This window comes from Corynebacterium tuberculostearicum, from assembly GCF_046097465.1.
Classification (GTDB): domain Bacteria; phylum Actinomycetota; class Actinomycetes; order Mycobacteriales; family Mycobacteriaceae; genus Corynebacterium; species Corynebacterium tuberculostearicum_I.
Genome location: NZ_CP175799.1, coordinates 29,788 through 52,844, shown reverse-complemented (window position 1 = coordinate 52,844; position 23,057 = coordinate 29,788). Strand labels below are relative to the sequence as shown.

General features: G+C 60.6%; 19 protein-coding genes. 7 read left to right on the top strand and 12 right to left on the bottom strand.

Going from position 1 to position 23,057, the window contains the following annotated elements; all coding sequences use genetic code 11:
- Position 1: 1 nt before the first annotated feature.
- Both ACKFRX_RS00235 and ACKFRX_RS00230 read right to left on the bottom strand, forming a co-directional pair.
- A complete protein-coding gene (locus ACKFRX_RS00235; protein WP_408919461.1) occupies positions 2-649 on the bottom strand; it encodes an anthranilate synthase component II in 648 nt (215 codons plus the stop codon).
- The gene (locus ACKFRX_RS00230; protein WP_408919462.1) at positions 646-2,163 is read right to left on the bottom strand and encodes an anthranilate synthase component 1; all 1,518 of its coding nucleotides are present in this window, start codon (positions 2,161-2,163) and stop codon (positions 646-648) included. Before ACKFRX_RS00230 ends, ACKFRX_RS00235 begins: the two co-directional genes overlap by 4 nt.
- Before the next feature lie 326 nt (positions 2,164-2,489).
- On the opposite strand from ACKFRX_RS00230, the gene ACKFRX_RS00225 reads away from it, so the two are divergent.
- Positions 2,490-3,971: an NAD-dependent succinate-semialdehyde dehydrogenase gene (locus ACKFRX_RS00225; protein ID WP_408927955.1), complete on the top strand. Its 1,482-nt coding sequence runs from the start codon at positions 2,490-2,492 to the stop codon at positions 3,969-3,971.
- A gap of 262 nt (positions 3,972-4,233) precedes the next feature.
- A complete protein-coding gene (locus tag ACKFRX_RS00220; RefSeq protein WP_408919464.1) occupies positions 4,234-5,445 on the top strand; it encodes an MFS transporter in 1,212 nt (403 codons plus the stop codon).
- A gap of 294 nt (positions 5,446-5,739) precedes the next feature.
- Here the strand turns inward: ACKFRX_RS00220 and ACKFRX_RS00215 are convergent, their stop codons facing one another.
- Together ACKFRX_RS00215 and ACKFRX_RS00210 are read right to left on the bottom strand one after the other, a co-directional pair.
- The gene (locus tag ACKFRX_RS00215) at positions 5,740-6,372 is read right to left on the bottom strand and encodes an MOSC domain-containing protein (RefSeq protein WP_408919465.1); all 633 of its coding nucleotides are present in this window, start codon (positions 6,370-6,372) and stop codon (positions 5,740-5,742) included.
- A gap of 10 nt (positions 6,373-6,382) precedes the next feature.
- Positions 6,383-8,956: a hypothetical protein gene (locus tag ACKFRX_RS00210; RefSeq protein ID WP_408919466.1), complete on the bottom strand. Its 2,574-nt coding sequence runs from the start codon at positions 8,954-8,956 to the stop codon at positions 6,383-6,385.
- A 173-nt stretch (positions 8,957-9,129) separates the two neighbouring features.
- Here ACKFRX_RS00210 and leuS point away from each other — a divergent pair, with 173 nt between their 5' ends.
- Positions 9,130-11,976, top strand: a complete 2,847-nt coding sequence (leuS, locus tag ACKFRX_RS00205) for a leucine--tRNA ligase (protein ID WP_408919467.1) — start codon at positions 9,130-9,132, stop codon at positions 11,974-11,976.
- Here the strand turns inward: leuS and ACKFRX_RS00200 are convergent, their stop codons facing one another.
- Positions 11,977-12,618, bottom strand: a complete 642-nt coding sequence (locus ACKFRX_RS00200; RefSeq protein ID WP_408919468.1) for a hypothetical protein — start codon at positions 12,616-12,618, stop codon at positions 11,977-11,979.
- 331 nt (positions 12,619-12,949) lie between these two features.
- Here ACKFRX_RS00200 and ACKFRX_RS00195 point away from each other — a divergent pair, with 331 nt between their 5' ends.
- On the top strand, positions 12,950-13,408 hold the full coding sequence (locus tag ACKFRX_RS00195) for a MarR family winged helix-turn-helix transcriptional regulator (RefSeq protein ID WP_408919469.1): 459 nt from the start codon (positions 12,950-12,952) through the stop codon (positions 13,406-13,408).
- A 77-nt stretch (positions 13,409-13,485) separates the two neighbouring features.
- Here ACKFRX_RS00195 and ACKFRX_RS00190 read toward each other — a convergent pair whose 3' ends face one another.
- The gene (locus ACKFRX_RS00190) at positions 13,486-14,460 is read right to left on the bottom strand and encodes an MDR family oxidoreductase (protein ID WP_034667957.1); all 975 of its coding nucleotides are present in this window, start codon (positions 14,458-14,460) and stop codon (positions 13,486-13,488) included.
- 84 nt (positions 14,461-14,544) lie between these two features.
- Between ACKFRX_RS00190 and ACKFRX_RS00185 the strand changes: the two genes are divergently transcribed.
- Positions 14,545-15,129, top strand: a complete 585-nt coding sequence (locus tag ACKFRX_RS00185) for a VanZ family protein (protein WP_408919470.1) — start codon at positions 14,545-14,547, stop codon at positions 15,127-15,129.
- A gap of 148 nt (positions 15,130-15,277) precedes the next feature.
- Here the strand turns inward: ACKFRX_RS00185 and ACKFRX_RS00180 are convergent, their stop codons facing one another.
- The 4 genes from ACKFRX_RS00180 to ACKFRX_RS00165 all read right to left on the bottom strand — a co-directional run bounded on the left by ACKFRX_RS00180 (position 15,278) and on the right by ACKFRX_RS00165 (position 18,797).
- Complete coding sequence (locus tag ACKFRX_RS00180) at positions 15,278-16,030, bottom strand: Rossmann-like domain-containing protein (RefSeq protein ID WP_408919471.1); 753 nt, start codon at positions 16,028-16,030, stop codon at positions 15,278-15,280.
- A gap of 82 nt (positions 16,031-16,112) precedes the next feature.
- Positions 16,113-17,087 (bottom strand): NAD(P)-binding domain-containing protein, encoded by a 975-nt coding sequence (locus ACKFRX_RS00175; RefSeq protein WP_239282607.1) that lies wholly within the window; start codon positions 17,085-17,087, stop codon positions 16,113-16,115.
- Positions 17,087-17,704, bottom strand: coding sequence for a response regulator transcription factor (locus tag ACKFRX_RS00170; RefSeq protein WP_005325921.1), 618 nt, complete (start codon positions 17,702-17,704; stop codon positions 17,087-17,089). The genes ACKFRX_RS00175 and ACKFRX_RS00170 overlap by 1 nt, the downstream gene beginning before the upstream one ends.
- Positions 17,697-18,797, bottom strand: a complete 1,101-nt coding sequence (locus ACKFRX_RS00165; RefSeq protein ID WP_408920085.1) for a sensor histidine kinase — start codon at positions 18,795-18,797, stop codon at positions 17,697-17,699. The genes ACKFRX_RS00170 and ACKFRX_RS00165 overlap by 8 nt, the downstream gene beginning before the upstream one ends.
- A 153-nt stretch (positions 18,798-18,950) precedes the next feature.
- Here ACKFRX_RS00165 and ACKFRX_RS00160 point away from each other — a divergent pair, with 153 nt between their 5' ends.
- Positions 18,951-19,934: an ABC transporter permease gene (locus tag ACKFRX_RS00160; RefSeq protein ID WP_250412803.1), complete on the top strand. Its 984-nt coding sequence runs from the start codon at positions 18,951-18,953 to the stop codon at positions 19,932-19,934.
- A 1-nt stretch (position 19,935) separates the two neighbouring features.
- On the top strand, positions 19,936-20,577 hold the full coding sequence (locus ACKFRX_RS00155) for an ABC transporter ATP-binding protein (protein WP_005326966.1): 642 nt from the start codon (positions 19,936-19,938) through the stop codon (positions 20,575-20,577).
- Positions 20,578-20,583: 6 nt separating this feature from the next.
- Here the strand turns inward: ACKFRX_RS00155 and ACKFRX_RS00150 are convergent, their stop codons facing one another.
- Positions 20,584-22,161, bottom strand: coding sequence for an NAD(P)H-hydrate dehydratase (locus tag ACKFRX_RS00150; RefSeq protein WP_408919472.1), 1,578 nt, complete (start codon positions 22,159-22,161; stop codon positions 20,584-20,586).
- An 18-nt stretch (positions 22,162-22,179) separates the two neighbouring features.
- The gene (locus tag ACKFRX_RS00145; RefSeq protein WP_408919473.1) at positions 22,180-22,995 is read right to left on the bottom strand and encodes an Fpg/Nei family DNA glycosylase; all 816 of its coding nucleotides are present in this window, start codon (positions 22,993-22,995) and stop codon (positions 22,180-22,182) included.
- Positions 22,996-23,057 lie beyond the last annotated feature (62 nt).

Genomic DNA, 23,057 nt, shown 5'->3' with positions numbered 1-23,057 from the left:
TTTAGTGCTCCGTATCCATAGTGGTGTGCGTAAATAGTTGATTAACGCAACGCTCGAGCATGAGCGGGCCGCGGGGCGTGAGGATGGACTCGGGGTGGAACTGGACTCCGAGGGCCCTACCGTCATCCGTCTCGGCCGCCATGGCTACCTCTCCGATGTCCGTGGACGTACGCGCGAGACAACGCATCCCCTGAGGGAGGTCCGTACATCCAAGGGAGTGATAGCGCGCCACCGGAACTTGCGTACCAAGGTGATCCGGTTGGTCCGGCTCGGTGTCGGTGGCAAGGCCTTGAAAGACGGGGTGCATTACCCCGGCCTCGGTAAGAGTCATCGGGACGGATTTCCCGTGTACGGGCCCGCACGGTTCGACTGCGCCGCCGTGGTGCTCGAGTAGCGCTTGGAAGCCGAGGCACACGCCGAGGATGGGGATGGTGCCTAGGGTGGCGTCGATAAGCTCCATCATGCAGCCAGCGTCCCGTGGGTGGCCGGGGCCCGGGGAAAGCACAATAATGTCGGGCTGCGCGCGCAGCACGTCGTGCACCGCAACGGTATTGCGAAACACGGTGGTATCGAAGCCCGCGAGGGCATCGACCAGGTTGTAGACAAAAGAATCGTGGTTACCCAAAAGAACAATATGCGGCGAACTCATCGCTGTACCTCCAATTCGGCTCCGTGTGCCATGGCAATGGCATGGAGCACGGCGTAGGCCTTATGTACCGTTTCATCGGCCTCGGCTTGCGGCATGGAATCCTTGACCACGCCGGCACCGGCCTGCACCACTGCGGTGCCGTCCTGGACGTAGGCCGAGCGGATGACGATGCAGTTATCCATGGCTCCATCGCCGCGCAGGTATCCCACCGCCCCGCCATAGGATCCGCGGCGCTTTCCCTCCGTGCGGCGCACCAGTTCGGTGGCGCGCAGTTTGGGTGCTCCCGTAAGCGTTCCCATGTTCATGCACGCACGGTAGGCATCGAGCGCATCGAAGTCCGGGTGGAGCGTCGCCGTGACGCGGGAGACCAAGTGCATCACTCGCGAGTAGCGGTCAACGTGCAGGAGTTCGGCCATCTGCCGGCTGCGGGGCACGGCCACGCGAGCGAGGTCATTGCGCGCTAGGTCTACCAGCATCGTGTGTTCCGCAATCTCCTTGTGGTCTGTGCGCATGTCCAGCTCGTTGCGAATATCCAGTTCATGGTTGATGCTGCCATCCGGGTTGAGCCCGCGCGGCCGAGTTCCGGCGATGGGATAGAGCTGGACCTGCCTATCTTCCGGCGTGAATTTGAGGTTCGATTCTGGCGAGGTGCCAAAGAGCTCATAGTCGGCACCGCGGACGTAGAACATATAGGGCGAGGGGTTGGTCTCGCGCAGCGCCCGGTAGGCAGCCAGGGCGTTGGGGCATTCCACGGTGAAGGCGCGCGCGGGCACTACTTGGTAGATATCGCCGGCGTGAATATTGCCTTTAAGCTTGTCGACGTCCGCCCGAAACCCCGCATCATTCACATCGGCCACCGCCCGGATCCTTTCCCTTTGCGGCGCCGTGGGACGAGCGGCGGCCGGCAGTGAGGCAAGATAATCCAACTCTTTCCGCAGGCGCTTGTCGTCGATGCCCCAGCCTTCTAGGTGCGCAGTCCCTTGTAGGTGGTCCACTGCGAGGACCGTTTGGGCTACCAAGAATTCATAGTCCGGGTAGGTGTTGGCCCCGGGCTTAACCTCGGGCAGTTCCTCAAAAGTAGCGAGGTAGTCATAGGCGAATCCGCCCCCAAGGAATGGCAATAAAGGAGAGGAATAGTTGGCTTCTAATTGCAAGAACCGCAAAATATCAGCGGTAGATTCGGCAAGGAGCCGCTCCCGCTCGTCTGGATGGGTGGACTGCGAGAACTCGAAAACCGCCGCGGTAGTTTCACGTGAAACTAGGCGATGGTGGAACCGGTCCTCGAGGGAAGGGAGGAGCGTCTCCCCTGCTTCCGTGAGAGCGCGTACCTCGATCCTCTGACCGTGGCACGTTACTTTCAGGGCCGCTTGGAGTACGGCGAGGCAATTGAGATTCTTCTTGGTCTCAATGTCCGCGCTTTCAAGAAGTAGGGAGTCGTGCGGTTGTGCGAGGGCGTCAAAGATTGCGGCTGCATCGCTGCCGTAGGAGATATCGCGAGTGGCGGTGAATGGCATTGCAGTGCCCTTTCGATGGGTGTGGGGAACGGGGAAACGGATAGTGAGCTTCCGCGAGCAGAGGCACTAAAACGCCAAAAGGCCCGCAGAATGCGAGCCTAAAAATGGGAGGTGGAATAAGGCCCGCGGGTTACGCGCGCCACCACCAAGCAGTAGTCATCTTCTTCATAACGGTCATACTAACCTAGATTTCTATAGTCTGGAAGGTAATCGATAAAAATATTCATCCTCTCCCCACCCTATGCGTTTGTGCCAGGCGCAGGACCAAGAAAGCCAGCTAAGAAATCGCGGTACTGTGGGGTGCATTCACGTAATGGAGAAAGGTGATGAATATGAGCATCGACCAAAAGGAACTACTAGCGAAGGTTCCCACTCAGCTTTTGATTGGCGGACAGTGGCGCGACGCGTCTTCCGGTGAGACCTTTGATGTAGAAAATCCGGCGACGGGCGCGACGATCGCCACGCTGTCGTCGGCGAATTCTAATGATGCGGTGGCTGCCCTCGATGCTGCCTGTGCGGCCCAAGATGAGTGGGCGCACACCACCCCGCGCGAGCGCGCAGATATTCTCCGCCGCGCCTTTGAATTGGTACACGAGCGTGCCGATGAGTTCGCTACCCTGATGACCCTTGAAATGGGAAAGCCCTTTGCCGAGTCCCAAGGTGAGGTCACCTATGGCGCGGAATATTTGCGGTGGTTTAGTGAAGAAGCCACGCGTGATTATGGCCGCTACTCCCCTGTCCCGGAAGGCACCTTGCGCATGGTTACCCGCCGTAAGCCCGTGGGTCCGTGCCTATTGATTACTCCGTGGAACTTCCCCCTCGCCATGGCCATCCGAAAGGTTGCCCCCGCCGTTGCAGCGGGCTGCACCATGGTCCTGAAGCCGGCCAAGCTGACGCCGCTCACCGCGCAGTACTTCGCGCAAACCATGCTCGATGCCGGCCTGCCACAGGGCGTGCTCAATGTTGTCTCCGGCAGCTCCGCGTCGGCCATTTCAGAGCCCTTGCTTGCCGACGCCCGCTTGCGCAAGCTCTCCTTCACCGGTTCTACCCCAGTGGGCAAAACCCTCCTGAAGGGTGCCGCGGACAATGTCTTGCGCACCTCTATGGAATTAGGCGGTAATGCACCGTTCATTGTTTTCGAGGATGCGGATATTGACCAAGCGGTTGCGGGAGCTATGGGCGCCAAGATGCGCAATATCGGCGAGGCCTGCACCGCGGCCAATCGCTTCTTGGTGCACGAGTCCGTGGCGGAGGAGTTTACGCAGAAGCTGGCAACAGAGTTTGAGAAGCTCGTCGTCGGCAATGGCATGGACGAAGGCGTGACGTGTGGTCCGCTGATTGAGGCTAAGGCGCTCGACAACGTCGCAGCGCTGGTTGAGGATGCGGTGGACAAGGGCGCGACCGTTGTCACCGGTGGCACCCGCGGCGAGGGCGCGGGCCACTTCTATGCGCCCACTATCCTGAGCAATGTTTCACGTGAAACTCGCGTGGCTCAGGAAGAAATTTTTGGACCGGTCGCGCCCATCCTTACCTTCAAGGATGAATCGGAAGCGCTAGAGATTGCGAACGATACGGAGTACGGACTTGCCTCCTATGTATTTACGGAGGACTCCGATCGCCTCTGGCGCGTTGCCGACGGCCTCGAGTTTGGCTTGATGGGATTCAATGCCGGCGTCATTTCCAATGCCGCTGCCCCATTCGGTGGAGTCAAGCAATCTGGTTTAGGACGCGAAGGCGGCGCCGAAGGTATTGAGGAATATACCTCGGTGCAGTACTTGGGTATCCGTGATCCTTATGCCGGTGCCTAGAGATTTGAGCGCTTAACAAAGCGGGGGAACCAGCCGGGTCTCCTTTTCGCGACCCGGCTCAAGTTACGGCGATTGCCGGTAGCCATCTGCACGAGGGCGGCGTCGATAAGAGTCTGGAAAGCTTTTCAATTAACTTTTGCAGGCTGCGGGGCGTATAGTGCCTCTCCGTATAATTCAATTTCTATTTCCTTCGTCTGCGATGCGCGGCCTTATGGCCAGCGCGTGGAGAAGGAATTTTCTTTTTGTTATTTGGAGTGAGTATATGACGCCTACAGAATCTGCAGCGGCTAAGCCGCCGCTGATTACGCCTACGTTTGTCCTCGCGTGGGTGGCTAATTTTTGTCAGTTCTTGGTCTTTTACCTGTTCGTAACCACCATGGCCCTCTACGCGGTAGAGAGCTTCGGGGCATCGGATACCGTGGGTGGTTTCGCCTCCAGTGCCTTTGTTTTGGGCGCGACGTGCATGCGCGTGTTCTCCGGCTGGATCGTGGACCGCGTGGGCCACAAAAAGGCGGCCTTGACTTCCCTGGCCTTCGTCACACTTGTAGCTGTGGCGTACTTTTTTGCGCATAATGTTGCGGTCTTGATTATCGTGCGAATGGTGCACGGCGCGGCCTATGCCTTGACCTCCACCGCACTTATGGCCGTGGCGCAGTCCGTTATCCCACACGAACGCCGTGCGGAAGGCACCGGATACTTCGCCCTGGGCACTACCCTGGCAACCGCGTTTGGTCCAGCTGTCGGCCTGTTATTGGCTAATAACATTGGCTACACCACGCTTTTTGCTGTCGCCCTTGGTGCAAATATTGTTTCCCTGATCCTGGCCTTGGTGCTGCGCTATCCGGCCGAGGTTTCCTCCGAAAAGCCGGCCTTTAGTCTGCGCAATGCCGTGCACCCCAACGTGGTTCCTATCGGTCTATTCATGCTCCTAGTCGGCATCGCCTACTCCGGCGTGGTGACCTACCTCAACGCCTACGCCCGCAAGGAAGACCTGGCCACCGGCGCAGGGCTCTTCTTTATCGGCTATGCGGTCACGATGCTCATCATGCGCTTCTTTTTGGGCCGTATCCAGGACCATAAGGGTGATAATGCCGTAATGTACCTCGGCTTGGCCGCCTTTGTCGTGGCCCTGCTGATCATGGGCTTCCCCACCAATGACGTCATGCTGGTGGTCGCGGGCGCCTGCACCGGCTTGGGGTTCGGCACCCTCAGCCCTGCTTGCCAAGCCATCTCCGTGCGCTCGGTGTCTGCCGCGCAGTTGGGCGCCGGTATCTCCACCATGTTCCTGCTCATGGACCTCGGCATTGGCCTGGCCCCGTTTGGCTTGGGCCCCATCGTTGCGGCAACTGGCTTTGACACGATGTATCTCATTCTCGCGGGTCTCGTGGTCATCGCCGCTATCTACTACTTCTTCGTGCACGGCCGCTTCCCTAAGGCGAAGGGGCACCATCTGAGCTTTGAAGCGGGCAAGTAACACAGCCACTGCCCCTCCTTCGCACTCAGCATGAAGAGCACGCCAGCGCTAAGCGCTGGCGTGCTTTTGTTTTGTCCGCACAACGGGCAAAAAGAGTGTGCTGGCCTCGCCGGTAAGCTAAAGGCGCTGACACAGCCTGCGGTTCCGGAAGTAGAGTATGCGTCGACATCCGCTGCGCATGGATGTGCTGATTAACGGTCCCATTCCCCTATTGGATGTTTGGGCTCATCGACTGCGGGTGCGACAACGGGACATTGCTGAGCTCGACATGGCGGGCTAAGAGCGCTTGTGTAACTAGGTGCGAAGCGAGTTCTGTTGGTGTGCGGGCAGGCAGCCAGCATCGATAACGCGTCGGGCAAGGGCGCGGTCGCCCATCTTGGCGGCAAAGGCCATGCGCATGGTGATGCCGTGGCTGGGCGGGGTCTCCAGCTCAATGGCGTCGCCGGGGCGAATGCGGCCGGGGGAAATGATGCGCAGGTAGGTGCCGCAGTCGCCACGCGCGGTCCAGCGCTTGAGCCAGCCGCGCTCCCCTAGCCAGCCGGCGAAGGTGGCACACGGTTGGCGGGGCACGGATACCTCAAGCACGGCGGTGCCAATGCACACGCGCTGATTGATGAGCAGAGCAGACAGATCGATGCCCTGCGTGGTGAGATTTTCGCCAAAGCCGCCGGAGGCCAGCGGGCGGGAAAGTTCGGATTGCCAGTAATCCAGTTCCTCACGGGAGTAGGCATAGACGGCCTTATCGTTGCCGCCGTGATGTTGGGTGTCACCAATTATATCGCCGCGCACGCCGGACCCATCGCCATAATGGGGTCCGGGTGCTGCCAGATCGATAAAGTCTTGCGGCTTTTTGTCGATGCCCGAGAACTCATGCCGCCCGCTCGGGTCCGGCCGGCGGACGGCGACATTGGTGGAGACGACCTGCATGCCTGTCACCCTAGCTGAGCGTGAGCGCCTCCGCGGTGAGAATATCGCGGTAGAAAAGCTGCGGGGCGAGGGAGACGGCCTCGGCGAGCTGCGGGAGGGCGTCGTCAAGCGTGGCGGCGAAAGCAGGGTCCGCCAGCTTGCCATTGGCCACACCGCGCGCCGTGATGGCAAAGACATAGGAAATAAACGGCATCCACGCGGAATCACCGAGCTCCGAATTGCCATCGCCAAAGGCGTCCAGCGCGAGCAGGGTATGTAGGACGGACTTATCGACGCCCAGCTGTTGCAGCGTCACCCGCAGCTGCATTGCGGTGCTACGCAGATTGGAAATGGTGCCCAGGCGGGTGAGTGCAAGGTCATTGGCAAAGCACTCGCGCAGTGCGGCGATGCGGTGGGCATCATCGCAGAGCTGGTCGCTGTCCGTTGCCGGCGTAGGTGCCTCGCCCGTGGCGCTCATCAACAGCATGGGGCGGGTGACATCGTCGACTCCGGTGGACGGCACGCGCGCGAGGGAGGCGGAGCCGTGGGCTTCGACATAGTCATAGGCGGCGTCGGCAAGCGCGGCCAAGAGCGAGGAAGGCTCGCCGGCCGGCTCCTCGCGGCGGAAGGTGCGGGAGACCAAGCCGGTGCGGACAAAGGCGCGCATGCGCTGCCCCGGCTCAAAGTCCGCGGCCATAAGGGCATCCATGCTGGCGCGCGGATCCGCCTCAATCTCCTTGATGATTCCCTCGAAGGTTTCTTTGGCCTTGGGTGCGAGGCGGCGCATGGCCGCGTAAGTGGGCCACATACCCTCGGTGTTTTCGGTTTCGCCGTCCTGGAAGATGATGAGGGCGCTAGCCGGCGGGTACTGCGGCGCGGCCAAGTCGCTGGCCGGCTCATCCTCGCGGAAGTCAACGATGAGGTGGCCGGCGTCCAGCAGCTCCTCGGGCAGCTCAAAGCCTTCTTCAGTCGGCTCTAGCGGCAGCCGCTCGCCCGCAGGGTTGCCCAGCGGCCACGCCCAAGCCAATAGCTCTACCTCTTCCTCGTGTGCCTGCTCGGGGATGAGGATGCCGTCCTCAATGGTTGCGCGGGCGACCAACGGTGCCTTGCGCACGGTGGCGATGGCGGCATAAATGAGGTCGCTGGCCGCGGTGGCCTCATATTCCATGACGCGACGCTCAAAGCTGCGCTTTTGGTGCGCTGCGCGCTCCTTTTCCGGCAGTCCTTCGAGGTATTCCTCATAGGACAACGTGGACCACAGGAGGTAGAGCTCCAGCGAGGTCTTCTTCGTCAGCGCCGACTTCAGCGCGCGGTTTGGTACGGACAGGCTGGTGGCCGCTTCCGTCGAGCCATTGGCGGTGACCAGGTCCCTAATCTTCTGGTTCTTGTCAATGACCACGAACTTTGCCAGCGGCAGTGGCTCCGGTGAGTGGATGGTAAAAAGTGCATCCGCATCGAGCTGGTCCGCCAGGATGACCTGCTTATCCAGGTAATCCACGGGCTCGGCCGCGGTACGTTTCACGCGGGTCCGAATCGTCGCCGGTTCCACCTGGAAGGTCAGCTCATAGCCGGCTTCACTGCCGACGGTCTCCTCGCGCACGCTCTCGTCCTCGCCAAAGACGCGCTGGCCCTTTTCCATCTGGATAGCCTTGCCCGGCGCAGAAGCCAAGGCATAGCTAAACGGCGAAAGGTTGCCCAGGGCATCGATAAAGCGGAAATTGGTGCCGCGCGGGCCCTCGTTCTTGGCACGCATGTGCAGCGACTCCGCAAAATTGAGGTACTGGATATCCACCAGTTCCTCGTCCTTGTACAGGGTGAAGCGGTAGCGGCCTACCCAGGGATCCTCGAAGGCGTCTGCGGGGAGCACCTCGTGGATGCCCTCCGGTAGTTCATCCTCCAGCACGGCCTCCTCTTCCCCACCAATGGGGACATAGGTCAGCTCCATGCTGAGATCCGTATTGGCGATGACCCGCGGGGACTGGGTATAGACCAGTTCGCCATCCAGGCCATGGGCATTGGGTAGCGTCTTTACAGCCATGTCCCAAGCAAAATCAGGGCTGCCGGAGACCTTGATGGTTGCGGATTCCTGGCGCGGGACCTCCACGGTGAAAGACTGGCTGACCTCTACCGGGGCGATAGTCCAGCCCTCCCATGCACCGTGTGGGCGAGCTTCACCGGCTTTAGCCTTGGCGATCTCGGTACCAGTGGGGGCGATGAAGGTATACGAGCCCTTAGATACCGCTGCGGTGGTATCGACCGGCCGATGGGTGGAATCGAGCAGCAATCCGCCATTGGCCACGCCGGCGAATTCCACGGTGTGCTCCTCAAAGGAGACGCTGAGGTGGCTAAAGGCACGTGGCATGCTGATCCACAAGCCGGGTTCCTCGCCCTCCACGTAGTAGAACTTGCGGGTGTCCTCGCCGCCGTCGAGCAGCTGTGCGGTCACGGTCCATTGGGGATCTTCTGGCTCATAACCTGCGGTTACGGCCGGTAGGTACAGCTCCAATGTGTCGGTAGCTGGGGAGAGGCGCAGGTGCGGGATCCCCTGAAATGCCGCTGCGTCTGCAAAAGATGATAGCTGGCTGCGAAACTTCTCCTGGCTCATTTACCCCAGCCTAGAACATTTTCATGCAGATCTGCATTTTGGCTGCGAGCGGCGGAAATGACGCGAAAACCGGGGGCGATTACGGCGGGGATTTTGGGTGTGCGTGCCCTGCGGAACGCGGAAAGCGTAGTGAACTACCCCGCTCCGGGATGCGGCTATTACACTGTGTGATTATGACTACCCAGAGCGATTCCACTTCGTACCGCTATACCCCGGAGCTGGCGAACCAGATCGAGAAGACCTGGCAGCAGTACTGGAAAGACAATGGCACCTTTAATGCCCCGAACCCGGTAGGCGAGCTCGCCACCGATGCGGGCGAGTTGCCTAAGGAAAAGCTCAATGTGCAGGATATGTTCCCCTACCCTTCCGGTGCGGGCCTGCACGTGGGACACCCACTGGGATATATCGCCACCGATACTTACGCCCGCTATAACCGCATGCTGGGCAAGAACGTGCTGCACACCTTGGGCTACGACGCCTTCGGACTGCCGGCCGAGCAGTACGCCATCCAGACCGGTACCCACCCGCGCACCACCACTGAGGCGAATATTGAAAACATGCGCCGCCAGCTGGGCATGTTGGGCCTGGGCCATGATCCGCGCCGCTCTGTGGAATCAACCGATCCGGAGTTCTTCAAGTGGACGCAGTGGATCTTCCTGCAGATCTATAACTCTTGGTTCGATGAGGAGCAGCAGAAGGCGCGCCCGATTGCAGAGCTCATCAAGGAGCTAGAGGCCAATAAGCGCACCACTAAGGACGGCCGCTACTACGAGGACCTCACCGAAGAGGAAAAGGCCGCGGCCATCGATGAATTCCGCCTAGTCTACCTGTCTAATTCCACGGTGAACTGGTGCCCGGGCCTGGGTACCGTGTTGGCAAACGAGGAGGTCACTGCTGAGGGTAAGTCCGAGCGCGGCAATTTCCCGGTCTTCCGCAAGAACCTCTCGCAGTGGATGATGCGCATTACCGCCTACTCCGATCGCTTGCTGGATGACCTGGAGCTTTTGGATTGGCCGGACAAGGTCAAGTCCATGCAGCGCAATTGGATCGGCCGTTCCCGCGGTGCAGAGGTTTCCTTCCCCGCCGAGGGCTACGAGATCGAGGTCTTTACCACCCGCCCGGACACCCTCTTCGGCGCCGAGTACGTGGTGCTGGCGCCAGAGCATGAGCTTGTCGACGCCCTCCTCTCCCCCATCCCTTATGACGATGACGTGGATGAGCGTTGGACCTATGGCCACGATGATCCGAAGGAGGCCGTGGAGTCCTACCGCACCGATATTGCTGCCAAGTCCGACCTGGAGCGTCAGGAGAACAAGGAAAAGACCGGCGTTTTCCTGGGTACTTATGCCACCAACCCGGTCTCTGGCAAGAAGGTCCCGATCTTCATCGCCGACTATGTACTGACCGGCTACGGCACCGGCGCCATCATGGCAGTTCCGGCGCATGACACCCGTGACTACGAGTTTGCGCAGGCCTTCGGCCTACCAATTACGGAGGTTGTCTCTGGCGGAAACGTGGAGGAAGAAGCCTGGACTGAGGACGGCGCGCTGGTTAATTCCTCCAACGACAAGGGCCTGGATCTCAACGGCCTGAACAAGGCTGAGGCCATTGCCACGGCCATTGAATGGCTGGAAAAGGACGGCTCTGGCCGGGAAAAGGTGCAGTATAAGCTGCGGGATTGGCTCTTCGCCCGCCAGCGCTACTGGGGCGAGCCCTTCCCCATCGTCTATGACAAGGATGGCTTTGCCCACGCCCTGCCAGAATCCATGCTGCCAGTGGAGCTTCCAGAGGTAGAAGATTATAAGCCGGTTTCTTTTGATCCAGAGGATAAGGATTCCGAACCACAACCACCGCTGGCAAAGGTGCGCGATTGGGTCGAGGTAGAACTCGATTTGGGCGACGGTCCACAGACCTATTTCCGCGATACCAACGTTATGCCGCAGTGGGCGGGTTCTTCTTGGTACCAGCTGCGCTATATCGACCCCCGCAATAATGAGGCATTCTGCGATATCGAGAACGAGCGCTACTGGACCGGCCCGCGTCCGGAGCAGCATGGCCGGCAGGACCCGGGCGGTGTGGACCTCTACGTCGGCGGCGTCGAGCACGCGGTGCTGCATCTGCTCTACTCCCGCTTCTGGCACAAGGTGCTCTTTGACCTGGGCTTTGTTAGCTCCCAAGAGCCCTACCGCCGCCTGTATAACCAGGGCTATATCCAGGCCTATGCCTATACGGATTCCCGCGGCGTGTACGTTCCGGCCGCTGAAGTAGAGGAAAAGGACGGCAAGTTCTACTACAACGGCGAAGAGGTCAATCAGGAGTACGGCAAGATGGGCAAGTCCCTCAAGAATGCCGTGGCTCCGGACGATATTTGCCGCGACTTCGGTGCCGATACCCTGCGCGTTTATGAGATGTCCATGGGTCCGCTGGATACGTCTCGCCCGTGGGCTACCAAGGACGTCGTAGGCTCCCAGCGATTCTTGCAGCGCCTGTGGCGCCTAGCCGTCAACGAGGACACCGGCGAGTTGGCGACTACCGACGCCGCCTTGAGCGAGGATGACCTCAAGCAGCTTCACCGCACCATTGCCGGCGTGCGCGATGATTACGAGAACCTGCGGCTTAATACCGTGGTGGCCAAGCTCATTGAGTACGTCAATTACCTGACCAAGACCTACCGCACCGAGGCCCCACGCGCCGCCGTGGAGCCGATCGCACAGTTGGTCTCCCCCATTGCCCCGCATATCGCGGAGGAACTGTGGCAGCGCTTCGGCCATGACGAGACCATCACCTACCAGCCCTTCCCCACTTTTGAGGAAAAGTACCTGGTAGATGATGAGATTGAGGTGCCGGTTCAGATCAATGGCAAGGTCAAGGCCCGCATCAACGTTGCCGCGGACGCGGACCAGGACGCGGTCTTTGACGTTGCTCTCGCTGACGCGAAGATTGCTGATTTGACCAGCGGAAAGGACGTGGTGAAGAAGATCTACGTTCCGGGCCGCATGGTCAACCTCGTGGTCAAGTAGTTACTCGTCCCAAAATTCCGTGGCGCACAGCGCAATGCCGTGCGCCCGGATTCCTTGGCCGACCTCCAGCTTTTCGTTCACAATCAGCGGTAGGCCGTCGAGGTCGCATACCCAAAACTCCCCCATGCCTAGCTCGTTGCTGTGCTTGGCGACGCCCCCAATAGTCCCCGCCACCTCCACCTGCGGGTTCAACATGCTGGGCTTTAAGTTCCGGTAAAAGCGTTCGGTAGCGGGCGAAGTGAAGGAAAACTCCTCTGGCTCCCCTACTTCGTAATTCAACGCCGCCACCGTCGGCCGCAATGTCCCCTCTAGCTTTTCTCCGCCGACCGGGTTGCCCGCCGGCAGCGCAAACGGTGCATCCGTAAGGGCCGCGAACCGCAAATCCCCCGTTTCTACAATGCCGATATAGGGCGTTGCCCGGTATATGGTCCCCGGCGTCTCTTCCCCACCGCGATACGAAGGAACAGCAGCCCATTCCCCTTCGTATTCCATCCCTGTGACCGCCATGCCGGACGGGTCCGCGTAGAAAATCACCCGATCGAATCCTGGCGCATCCCACAGTTCGTGTTCTGTCGGCAGCTCCGCAATGAGTTCATCTATATCTAAAAAGTCGAATCCGCACGTGCCAAATAGCTTATCCATGACCGCAATTCTAAACGCTTCGCTCCATTTGGCCGGTCGCGCTTAGTGCCCTTGCGGGCCAACTTTAATCGGCAAACCTCATCACCCATTCAATTTCTAACCTAAGACTATCCCGTTCTACATAGTGGAATATCTCTAGAGATAGCTATACAAAAGGAAACAAAATATGTTTTTCTAGCCAAATATGTTGGCTGATGAAATTGTTGTCTATGTATACCCACCCCGCAGGGAAGTAGTAGGAGTTGTCATATCAACCCATATGGCAACGATGAGTTGCTAGATCAACCTTGCTGTATAAACTGTTAAATACAACCGACTCTAGGAGGACGCGATGCGCTTGGAGCAGAGTGCAGCATGGGGCGACTTTGTCGCCATGCAAGAGGCGTTGCATGCGCGGCTGTCTGGACAGCTCCAGAGCGGCTCTAACCTGAGTGAAGCGGACTACGCGGTTTTGGCGGTGTTGCAGCGCCGTCGAAAAATTCATACGAGACCGCATGAATTGGCGGTGGAGCTCGGGTGGGAGAAGTCGCGATTGCATCGTCAGCTGTTGCGCATGGAGTCCCGAAAATTGGTTTCCAGGCGGGACGCGCCGGAGTTGGGAACTCGAGCTATTGAAGTCACAGTGACGGAAAAGGGAAGTGCCGCTTTCAGTGCAGCCATCGCGCGCCATACCGCCGCAGTCGATGAAATAGTAGTGAGCACCCTTAGTGACGAGGACCTACATACTTTGGGCAGGATCTCCCGTAAATTGTTGAGAGGGGTTGCTAAAAGCGGGGCTTCGGAAAGCTAGCTGTCCGCGCTGACCGGTGCATGTAAAAAGGCACCCGCCATAACAGCAGGTGCCTTACAAGATTGGCTAGGCGGGATCTAGGAAATCTTAAGAACGGTGCGTCCGTGGTGGGTGCCCTCGAGGAGGGACTTGGATTCTTCGACGACGTCCGACAATGGAATCGTATTGGTCAGGGACTCAAGGATGGACCGGTCCAGCTTGCGTGCGAGCAGCTGCCATGCGTTCTGGCGGTAGTGCAGCGGGGCGTCGACAGAGTTAACGCCGGCCAGGTGTACGTTGCGCAGAATGAAAGGCAAGACGGTGGTGGGCAGGTCTGGGCCGGCGGCCATACCGGTGGAAGCGACGGTGCCGCCCCACACGGTGCGGGCCAATACATTGGCTAGGACGTGGGAGCCGGAGGTGTCGACGGCACCGGCATAGCTAGCCTTTTGTAGTGGCTTTCCGGCCTCGGCGAACTCGGCGCGGTCCACAATGGTGTGGGCGCCAAGCTCGTGGAGGTACTGGGAGTAGTCATCCGGGCGGCCGGTCATCGCGTGAACCTCGTAGCCGGCATTGGAAAGGAGGTTTACGGCGATGGAGCCCACGCCACCGGTGGCGCCGGTGACCAGGACCGGACCATCGGGCAGCCCGCGCAGAGAATTAACACACAGTGCGGCAGTGTAGCCCGCGGTGCCAACGGCGGCCGCCTGCTCTGCGGTGAAGTCCGCGGGCAGGGCGACGGTTGCTTGGGAGTTGACGCGCTGCTTCGGGGTGTAGCCGCCGTGGCGGAATTCGCCGAGTCCATCGCCGAAGGAAGCTACCAAGGTGCCAACTGGGAGGCGCTCGACGCTGGATTCGGAAACCGTGCCGACCACGTCGATGCCCGGAACCAGCGGGCTGGTGCGCATGACGCCGCGGTCACCTGCGATAGCCATGGCGTCCTTGTAGTTCAGGGAAGAATAAGAAACATCAACGGTAAGGTCGCCCTCGCCGAGGAACTCCCCCTCTTCGAAGGAGGTCGTAACGGACTTATCTTCGTTGCGAGTTACTAGTAGCGTGCTCATGCTCACCATCGTACGTTAAATGTGATGCAGGGATTTAACAGCGAATATCACGGCGATTTTTCAGGCTTGCTTGTTAACTTGAACAACATGACGATGACTACGACATCCACCCGCATCTCGCGCCAGGTTGGGGCGCCGGGCGTGCCTGCCCGACCCACCCTGTGGCGCAATGCAGGTGTCGCCTGTGTGGTCGTTTTGATGGCAATCGCCGTAGCTACGGTGGGTAAGCCATTTATTGATATCCCCGGCGTGATCGATGCCAGTGCGCATGCTCGCCGCAGCCTCGATCTGCAGATGTTCAACGGCTTTAATAACCCTCATCCGTGGTGGGGTCCGTGGACCAATACCTTTGGCAATATCGCGCTGTTTATGCCGCTCGGGGCGTGCCTAGTGGTGCTGGGACAGAATTCACGGCGCATTCGCTTTGGCCGCGGTGGAACCATCCTCCTGGCAATGGTGCTCAGCCTGGGTATCGAAATTACCCAATACGTATTCTCGTTGGGATTTAGCGACGTCGATGACCTCGTTTTCAACACCCTCGGTGCGTCTGTGGGCGCGTTCTTGGTAAGCCGCAGTAGCGCGAAGGTCCAGCTGCGGACTGTACGCGTCATCGGGTGGTTTACGGCATTGAGCTTGGGTGCATTACTGCTTGCCGTTATGGCCGGGGTAGTTCTCTAGAAACTAGGCCTCGAGCGGTGGGCCTTAGGCTGGTTGGCGTTGCGACTACGCGCAACGTGATTCTCGTTCCCTATGTGCGGGAGAAAACCATCGATGAGCTCGCAGAAATCTATGCAGCGGCATGCGAGGCGATGTTGGCGGCGCGGCCTTAGGCAGATAATTCCACTCGGTGGCCCCAGTCAAACATGGTGGTGCCGGCATCGGTACCACTTAAGCCCTCGAACATAGCCAGGGGAGAGGTTGGGACCATTCCGGTGACCTGCGATACGCCGTAGTCTTCAACCAGTACCGGGGCTAAGGGAGTTGACGGACCCAATACGACATTGAAGGACTCGCGGGAGAGCTCGAGCAGGCGGGGCGCGGTTTTATTGACAAAGGCAGAGCCGGTAATAAAGACATAATCGCACTCGGGCAGGATGTATTCGGCGGCGGAATCGGGATAGTCGCCCTCATTGAGCGAGCGCTCTAGCATATAAAAATCCGCAGCCTGGTTGAGTGCCTTGGGCGCAAAAGGGAAGTGGCCGATGACCGCGACCTTCTTCCCGGCGACGGCGTTGCGGAAGGGATCGAAGATGTGGGGCCAGGGGGCGTCGGCAAGCGCAAAGCCATGCTCGTCGGCCACAGAAGGTGTGGCGTAGTAGGAATTTAGCGCGGCCATGCCGAAGGAAGCCTCCGAGAAATTCCAGCTCTTGGCCAGCTGGGCGATGGCGCGTAAAGGAACGCCGGAGTACTCGGCGCGCATCTGGGCCGGGCGAGAAGTTGCTGACATGGTCATGGCCATGCCGCAGCTAGGGCTTTCGTTGTATACCCGGGTCCACCGCGGGCCTTGGGCGGCGCGGGAGACCATTATGTCACGGGGAATGGCATCGATGAGGTCATCGTAGAGATCCCAGGCAGACATGTATAAACCAGCTTTCCCTAATCGTTTCGCACTCTCTGCGTGAAGGCAGTGTAGTCGAATTAGCTGAGACTAACCTATAGCTTTAGTCACATATATTCGCAACGTCGTGCGCGGTCTGCCTGGCAAAGGGGCTTACCCCGGTAATGGTTGCGGAGCCGGGGCCGGTCCACGTGCCGTAACCCACGAGGAAGAGGCCGTCGATGGTGGGGGAGGTGCCATCAAGGAGCCCGCGGATAGGCCGGAGGGCAGGCCGGAAACCGGTGCACCAGATGAGGTGGTCTGCGGTGACTTCTTCAAGCGAAGAAAACATGGGGGTGGCCTGCAAAAGTCCGGAATCCCGTGTGCGTAGGACCGGCGGAACCATCACAATATCGCCCAGGTTGGAATCCGCGCCGGGGTCTGGTTCGCCGCGCAGCATGGCGTTGAGGCGGGCGCGATTGCGCTGAAAGAGCACGCGGCCGTCAACGTCGTCGGGCATCCACCGCGGGGAGCTGCGGGTATACCAGGTGGTCTCCACGCCGGACAGCAGGAGCTCGGCCGCGATCTGGGCACCGGAATTGGCCGCGCCCACGACCGCCACGGTGGACCCTGCAAAGTCCTCCGGGCCCGGGTAGAAAGCCGAATGCCATTGCTGTCCGCCAAAATCGCCGGGGTAGTAGGGGATAAAGGGCGCGGACCACGTGCCCGTGGCCGCCACGACCGTGCGCGCGGTCAGATGCTCTGTACCGGCAAAGACGTGGAAGCACGCGCCATCATGGGTTACCGCATCCACTCTGACCGGCCGGCGGATGGGCAGTTCATAGCGCTTCTCATAACGCGCAAAATAATCAATAACGTGGCTGGCCGGCGGAAAGCCCTCGTGGTGGGGCATGGGCCATCCCGGCAGGTTAGAGGAGGCGGAATTGCTAAAGAGCGTAAGCGAAGGCCAGGTGTGGCGCCAGGCCGCGCCGGGGCCGGATTCGGCGTCCAGAATGACAAAATTCAGCCCCTTCTTGCGCAGGTAATAGCCCACCGCAAGACCCGCCTGACCGGCGCCAATGACTATGCAGTCCAGCATTAAATGAGCTTCCTCTCCCGCGCCACGGTCACCGCGGCGGTGCGAGTTTCCACGCCCAGCTTCTGAAAAATGTGAATGAGGTGGGTTTTGACCGTGGCCTCAGAGATGAAAAGCTGCTTGGCCAGCTCCTTATTGGAGGAACCGGTGGACAGCGCCCGGAGGATTTCTAGCTCGCGGGTGGACAGCGATTCCTGCGGTCGGCCCACGCGCTGGGCTAGGAGGTCCACTACCTCCGGTGCCAGGGTGCGGCGGTGCGCGGCGGTATTGAGCACGGCCTCGTGCAGCGCCTGCTCGGGGGAATCTTTAAGCAGATAGCCCATCGCGCCGGCCTCCACCGCGGCAAGGATATCGGCCTGCGTGTCATAGGTGGTCAGGATGAGCACGGGTGGGCCGCCGGCCTCCACTACCCGCTTGGTGGCCGCGATGCCATCCATGCCGGGCATCTGAATATCGCAGACCACGGCGTCTACCTGCGGGGCGTCGTCCGTAAAGAGCTTATCTACATCCGCGCCGGTGGAACCTTCCATGACTACCTCGACATCGGAGAAGGCATTAAGGATGGCACGCAGGCCGGCCCGGACCACTGGGTGATCATCAATCAGCATGACATTAACCATTGCTTTTCTCCTTCAGCGGGATACGGACGGCCAGGGCGGTGCCTTCGCCGGATTCCAGGTTCATGGTGCCGCCCACAGCTTCCACGCGGTCGCGCAGGCCGGTAAGCCCGAAACCATGATCCCCGCCGCTGGGGCGAGGGGAGGCGGATAGTCCGCATCCATTATCAACGACGTCCAAGGTCACCGCATCCTCGAAAAGGCCGAGCGTGACCACGGCGCGCGAGGCGTGGGCGTGTTTGATGACGTTATTTAGGCCCTCTTGCGCGGCGCGCACGATGACCTCTTTGATGCATTCGGGCACCTTGCCGCTGCCGGAAACCACCAGCTCAAAGGTGGTCTCTTTCCCCAAGGCTTTCACGCGGCTGCGCATCTGGGACAGCAGGGAAGTGAGCTGGGTTTCCAGTCGCTCATCGGGGCCAGCGAGTTCGCGGACAAAGCGGCGGGCCTCAGCCAGGTTCTCGCTCGCGACATCCTCGATAACCGCCAGCTGCTCCTCTTTAGTCGCTGGATCATCGGTGCCGCGGGCCGCGCGGGAGAGCAACAAGATGGAGCTGAGGCCTTGCGCAACGGTGTCATGGATCTCGCGGGAGAGGCGCTCACGCTCCTCTAGTCGGCCGGCTTGGTGCTCGCTGGCGGCCAGCTCGGCTTGGGTTTCGCGCAGCTGCTTGGCGATGTCCCTGTGGTGCGCCGCCTCTGCCTGCAGCCGCCGCTGGATGAAAAAGACCGTGGCCGCAAAGGCGGTACCGATAAGCGGTCCCACGGCCGCAGCGATGGACCAGCCCTCGGGGTGCAGCCAGGCGGGAATGAATGCCGCTGCTGCCCACAGCACGGCGATGGAAACCAACCCAGGCACGGTGGGCAGGGCACGCAGAAAGACAAAAATGAGCGGGAATTCCAGCCACATGAAATCCTGCGCATGCACCATCAGGCCCAGCCACAGGAGGCATAGTCCGCCCAGCCATAACCACGTGGGCAGCCAACGCTGTGCGGCATACACCACGGCGAGGGCGATGGCTAAGCCGATTACCCGGGCATCGAGCCGGCCATCCACATAGGCGCGCGCCACGCCGAAGACCAGCAGAAACGCGAACATGGCGTGGAGGCCATAGACCCATAATTTTTGTCCTTTAAACACAACCACCCAGGATATCCGCGCACCGGTGGACCGTGAATCAACCACTTGGTTGACTCGAGGTTCAGCGAGCTGGCCGATTACTTCTGACCTGCATAAAGCGAATATAGAACTATGTTCCTAGCAATCAGAGAAATCACCACAGCGCGCGGCCGCTTCGCGCTCATCGGCGGCACGGTTGCGCTCATTACCCTTCTGCTCGTGATGCTCTCCGGCCTCACGGAGGGCCTGTCCAAGCAAAATACTTCCGCGTTGGAGTCCCTAGAAGAGGAGTACCCATATATTTCCTTTTCCACCGAGGACCCTTCCTTTAGCGAATCCGAGATGCACGCCGGCGATGTCGCCAGCGATGGCATTCCCTTCGGTGCGGCCCAGACCAAGCTGGAGGGCCACGGCGGCGTTGCTGTCCTCAGCCTGCCGGCCGGAACTCAGGTTCCGGGTACCGATAAGACCATCCCGGAGCAGGGTGTGCTCCTGCCAGAGTCCATCGACGCGGCCGGTACCGTCACCCTAGGCGGCGCCGACTTCTCGGTGGAGGGCACCGTTCCGGAGACCATGTACTCCCACTCCGAGGTGGTGTGGGCCTCCACCGAGTCCTGGCAGCAGATTAGCCATGCTCCAGAAGGCGTTATCGGTACTGCAGCGCTGTATAAGTACGAGGTTCCAGGCTCCGTGAAGGTGTCCACGTCCTTTTCCGGCCTAGCGGCCTATCAGTCTGAGCGCGGCTCGCTGCTTACCATGCAGGGCTTCTTGTACGGCATCTCCGCGCTGGTCACCGTCGCTTTCTTGACCGTATGGACCATTCAACGCACCCGCGACCTGTCCATCCTGCGGGCGCTCGGTGCCACCGTGCGCTACCTCTTGCGCGATGCCCTGGCACAAGCCGCCATCATCTTGGCGGCCGGCACCATTGCGGGTGCTGTCGTTGGTTGGGTGCTCGGCACGCTTGCTTCCGGCACCGTGCCCTTCGATGTTTCCCTGCGCACCATCGCCGTTCCCGCGGTTGGCATCTGGGCCCTCGGCATGGCCGGCGCCCTTATTGCTACCCGCCGCGTAGCTAAAGCCAACCCACTCGATGCTCTTGGAGGAAATGCTTAACATGTCCACCATTCTTGATATCCGCAACGCCACCGTGACCTACCAGGACGGTGAGACTACTACCACCGCGCTTGCCGACGCCTCCCTCATCGCCGAATCCAACACCCTTACCGCCATCGTGGGTGAGTCCGGGTCCGGCAAGTCCACGTTGCTGTCCGTAGCCGCAGGCCTCATCACTCCAGACTCCGGGTCCGTGCACGTGGACGGTACCCGCTCCATCATCTTCCAGCAGGCCAACCTGCTGTCTTCGCTCAATGTGCGCGACCAATTGGTGATCATGGACCATATCGCTGGCCGCAAGCTGCGCCCACAGCGCGCCGATGAGCTATTGGAGTTTGTTGGCCTAGCGGGGATGGGAAACCGCCGCATGGGTCAGTTATCCGGTGGCCAGCGCCAGCGCGTCAATATCGCCCGAGCGCTCATGGAGCAGCCGGACCTGCTCTTGGCCGATGAGCCTACCTCTGCGCTTGATTCCCACCTCTCGCAGGAAATCATCCGCCTCTTGCGCGATGTCACCCAGGAGATGAACACCGCCACCGTACTGGTGACCCACGACCGCTCCCTGCTGAACTTCGCTGACCGCGTGGTGGAGGTCAAGGACGGCCATGTCTCCGAGCAGGAGAAGGTTTCTGCGCTCAGCTAGCCTCAGCTAGCGCTGCATGAGGAGTAGCCGGGCAATTGCCTGCGGCACCCGTGCCGCAATCTGGGAGGCGGAGCAAATCCCATAGCCGTCTGGGGTGTGGGCGGCAATGGCCGCCGCGTGTTGGTGGATGGCCGCGGCGTGCAGGATTTCCATAATGATCGCCTCCGCACCAACTTCAGCGATATCTAATTGCGCGAGCGTCGCGCCGAGGATGCCGGAGAGCACGTCACCAGAACCGGCGGTGGCCGCGTAAGAATGCCCAGCGTTCATGCCGTAAATCCTCTGGCCTGGGGCCGTGACCGTGGTGATCCGGCCCTTGTGCAGGATGAAGCAGTCGAGCGCATCGGAAAGCTCGCGCAGGCGCACCCCGAGGCCTTCTGAAAGATTAAGTTCGCGGCCGAGAGTTGCCGCGTAGAGCCGCTCAAACTCCCCGGCATGCGGGGTCAGGACGGCGCAGGGATGATCGCGTACGAGTTCGCGCAGATCCCCACAAGTAGAAAGTATGGTCAGCGCATCGGCGTCGATAATCGTGGGCAGCCGGCGTTCCAGCACGGCGCGCAATTCCGCCGCCACCTCCGGTCCGGTGCCTCGCCCTGGGCCTACGACCCAGGCTTGGGCGTGGACTTTTTCTTGGGCGCTGGCATGGGGCACTACCTCTGGCAGGTTTGCGACCACGGAGTCATTGCCCACGACGCGAACCATGGACGGCGTGGCGCGCACCGCGCCCGTGGCGGCGAGGATGCCCGCGCCGGGAAAGGTGTTGCTGCCAGCACATACCGCGGTCACCCCGCCGGTGTATTTGGTGCTTTTCGCCCCCGGAGTCGGATCCAGAATTGGCCCCGTGCAGCCCACCGGCTTCGGGGCGGTGACCAGGCCTTGTTCTCCCGAAAGCACCGGCTCAGTCGGCCACTGGTAGGGCAAGGCGATAGTGGGTTCATTGGCGATATAGCCCACCGGCTCCGCGGTAGCGGAAAGCTCTTCTGCAAAGGAGCGCGGGGCACCGGGCAGGCGCAGATCGCAGAGCACCACCGCGCCGCATTCCGGGGCAAAGATATGTCCGGCGCGGGCCCAGCCAAAGCTAATGGTCACCTCAGCCTTTACGGCATCGGCTGCGGCCACGCCGGTATCGGCGTTAATGCCCGAAGGAATGTCCACCGCTAATACCGGGACCCCGCGCTCCTTGGCCTCGGTATAGGCCCTTAGTGGGGCACCGGAAAGGCCGCGGGTGGAGGCGAGGCCGGCGACGGCGTCGATAAGCAGATCGGCGTTTCCTAGGTCGCGCGCAATGGTTCCGCCGGCCGCGGTAAATGCCTTCAGTGCGGGTTCGTGGGCGCTATCCGCTGCAAGGATGGCCTCCACTGAGTAGCCCTCTTCTGCCAGGAAAGCGCCAGCATAGAGGCCATCGCCACCGTTGCCGCCTGGCCCGGCAAGGATAGTTACGTGCCGTCCAGAGTCGAGCATGCTTGTAGCCGTGGCTGCTACGCCTCGTGCGGCCAAGCGCATGAGCTCATCGTCAAAGTTCTGCTGGGCGAGAAGGGAATGCTCCGCCGCGCGGACGGCGGCAACGCTATAGGCATGTCGCATGCCCGCCAGGATAGGCCTTTAAGAAGCCGGTTGGCAGGTCGGGCACCAAAATAGGTTGCGTCCCTCCATGACTTTTTCTGCCACTGGGGTGCCGCAGATATAGCAAGGTAGGCCGGCGCGGCGGTAGACGTAGACCTCGCCGCCATGGTCGTCTTTACGCGGTTCGCGCCCCATGGCTTCGGGGGAATGCTCGGGCCGCACGGTATCGATGCGGCCGTGCTCCACCCCGTACTCCATCAGATCCACCAAGTCCGCCCACGTGGCGTCAAAGGTTTCACGGGAAACATCTCGGCCCGGCAGGAAAGGGGAGAGGCCGTGGCGAAAGAGGGTCTCGGCCCGGTAGATATTGCCCACGCCGGCAAAAAGGTGCTGATCCATCATGAGTGAGCCGATGCTGCGCCGCGATTTATGCACTTTGGCCCAGAGCGCCTCCACATCGGCATCCGTGCGCAGCGGGTCTTGGCCTACCTTGGCTAGCTGTGCGCGGTACTCCTCTTCAGTGAGCAGGCGGCAAAACTGCGGTCCGCGCAGGTTAGCGGCCTCGGCGCCATTATCGATGCGCACTCGGATCTGTCCCCCGGTTTCCTCGCGGGGCTCGAAGCGCAGTTTGCCAATCAGGCCTAGGTGAATATAGAGGATATGGCGCGGATCCTGGGCGCTAAAGTGCACGAAAAGGTGCTTGCCGTAGGTCTCTGCCAGCTCAATGCGCTCGCCATCGAGAAGCTCCGCCTCCGCCGCGAAGCGACCCTGCGGACTGGTCACGTGCAGTGGCATGCCGCGATAATCGGCGTTGAATTTATTAGCTAGGCGGTGGATGACGTGACCTTCAGGCATGAAATCCAGTTTAATCGGGAAGAATTTTCGGCCAAACCGGGCGCTAACCAGCTCACTTATTT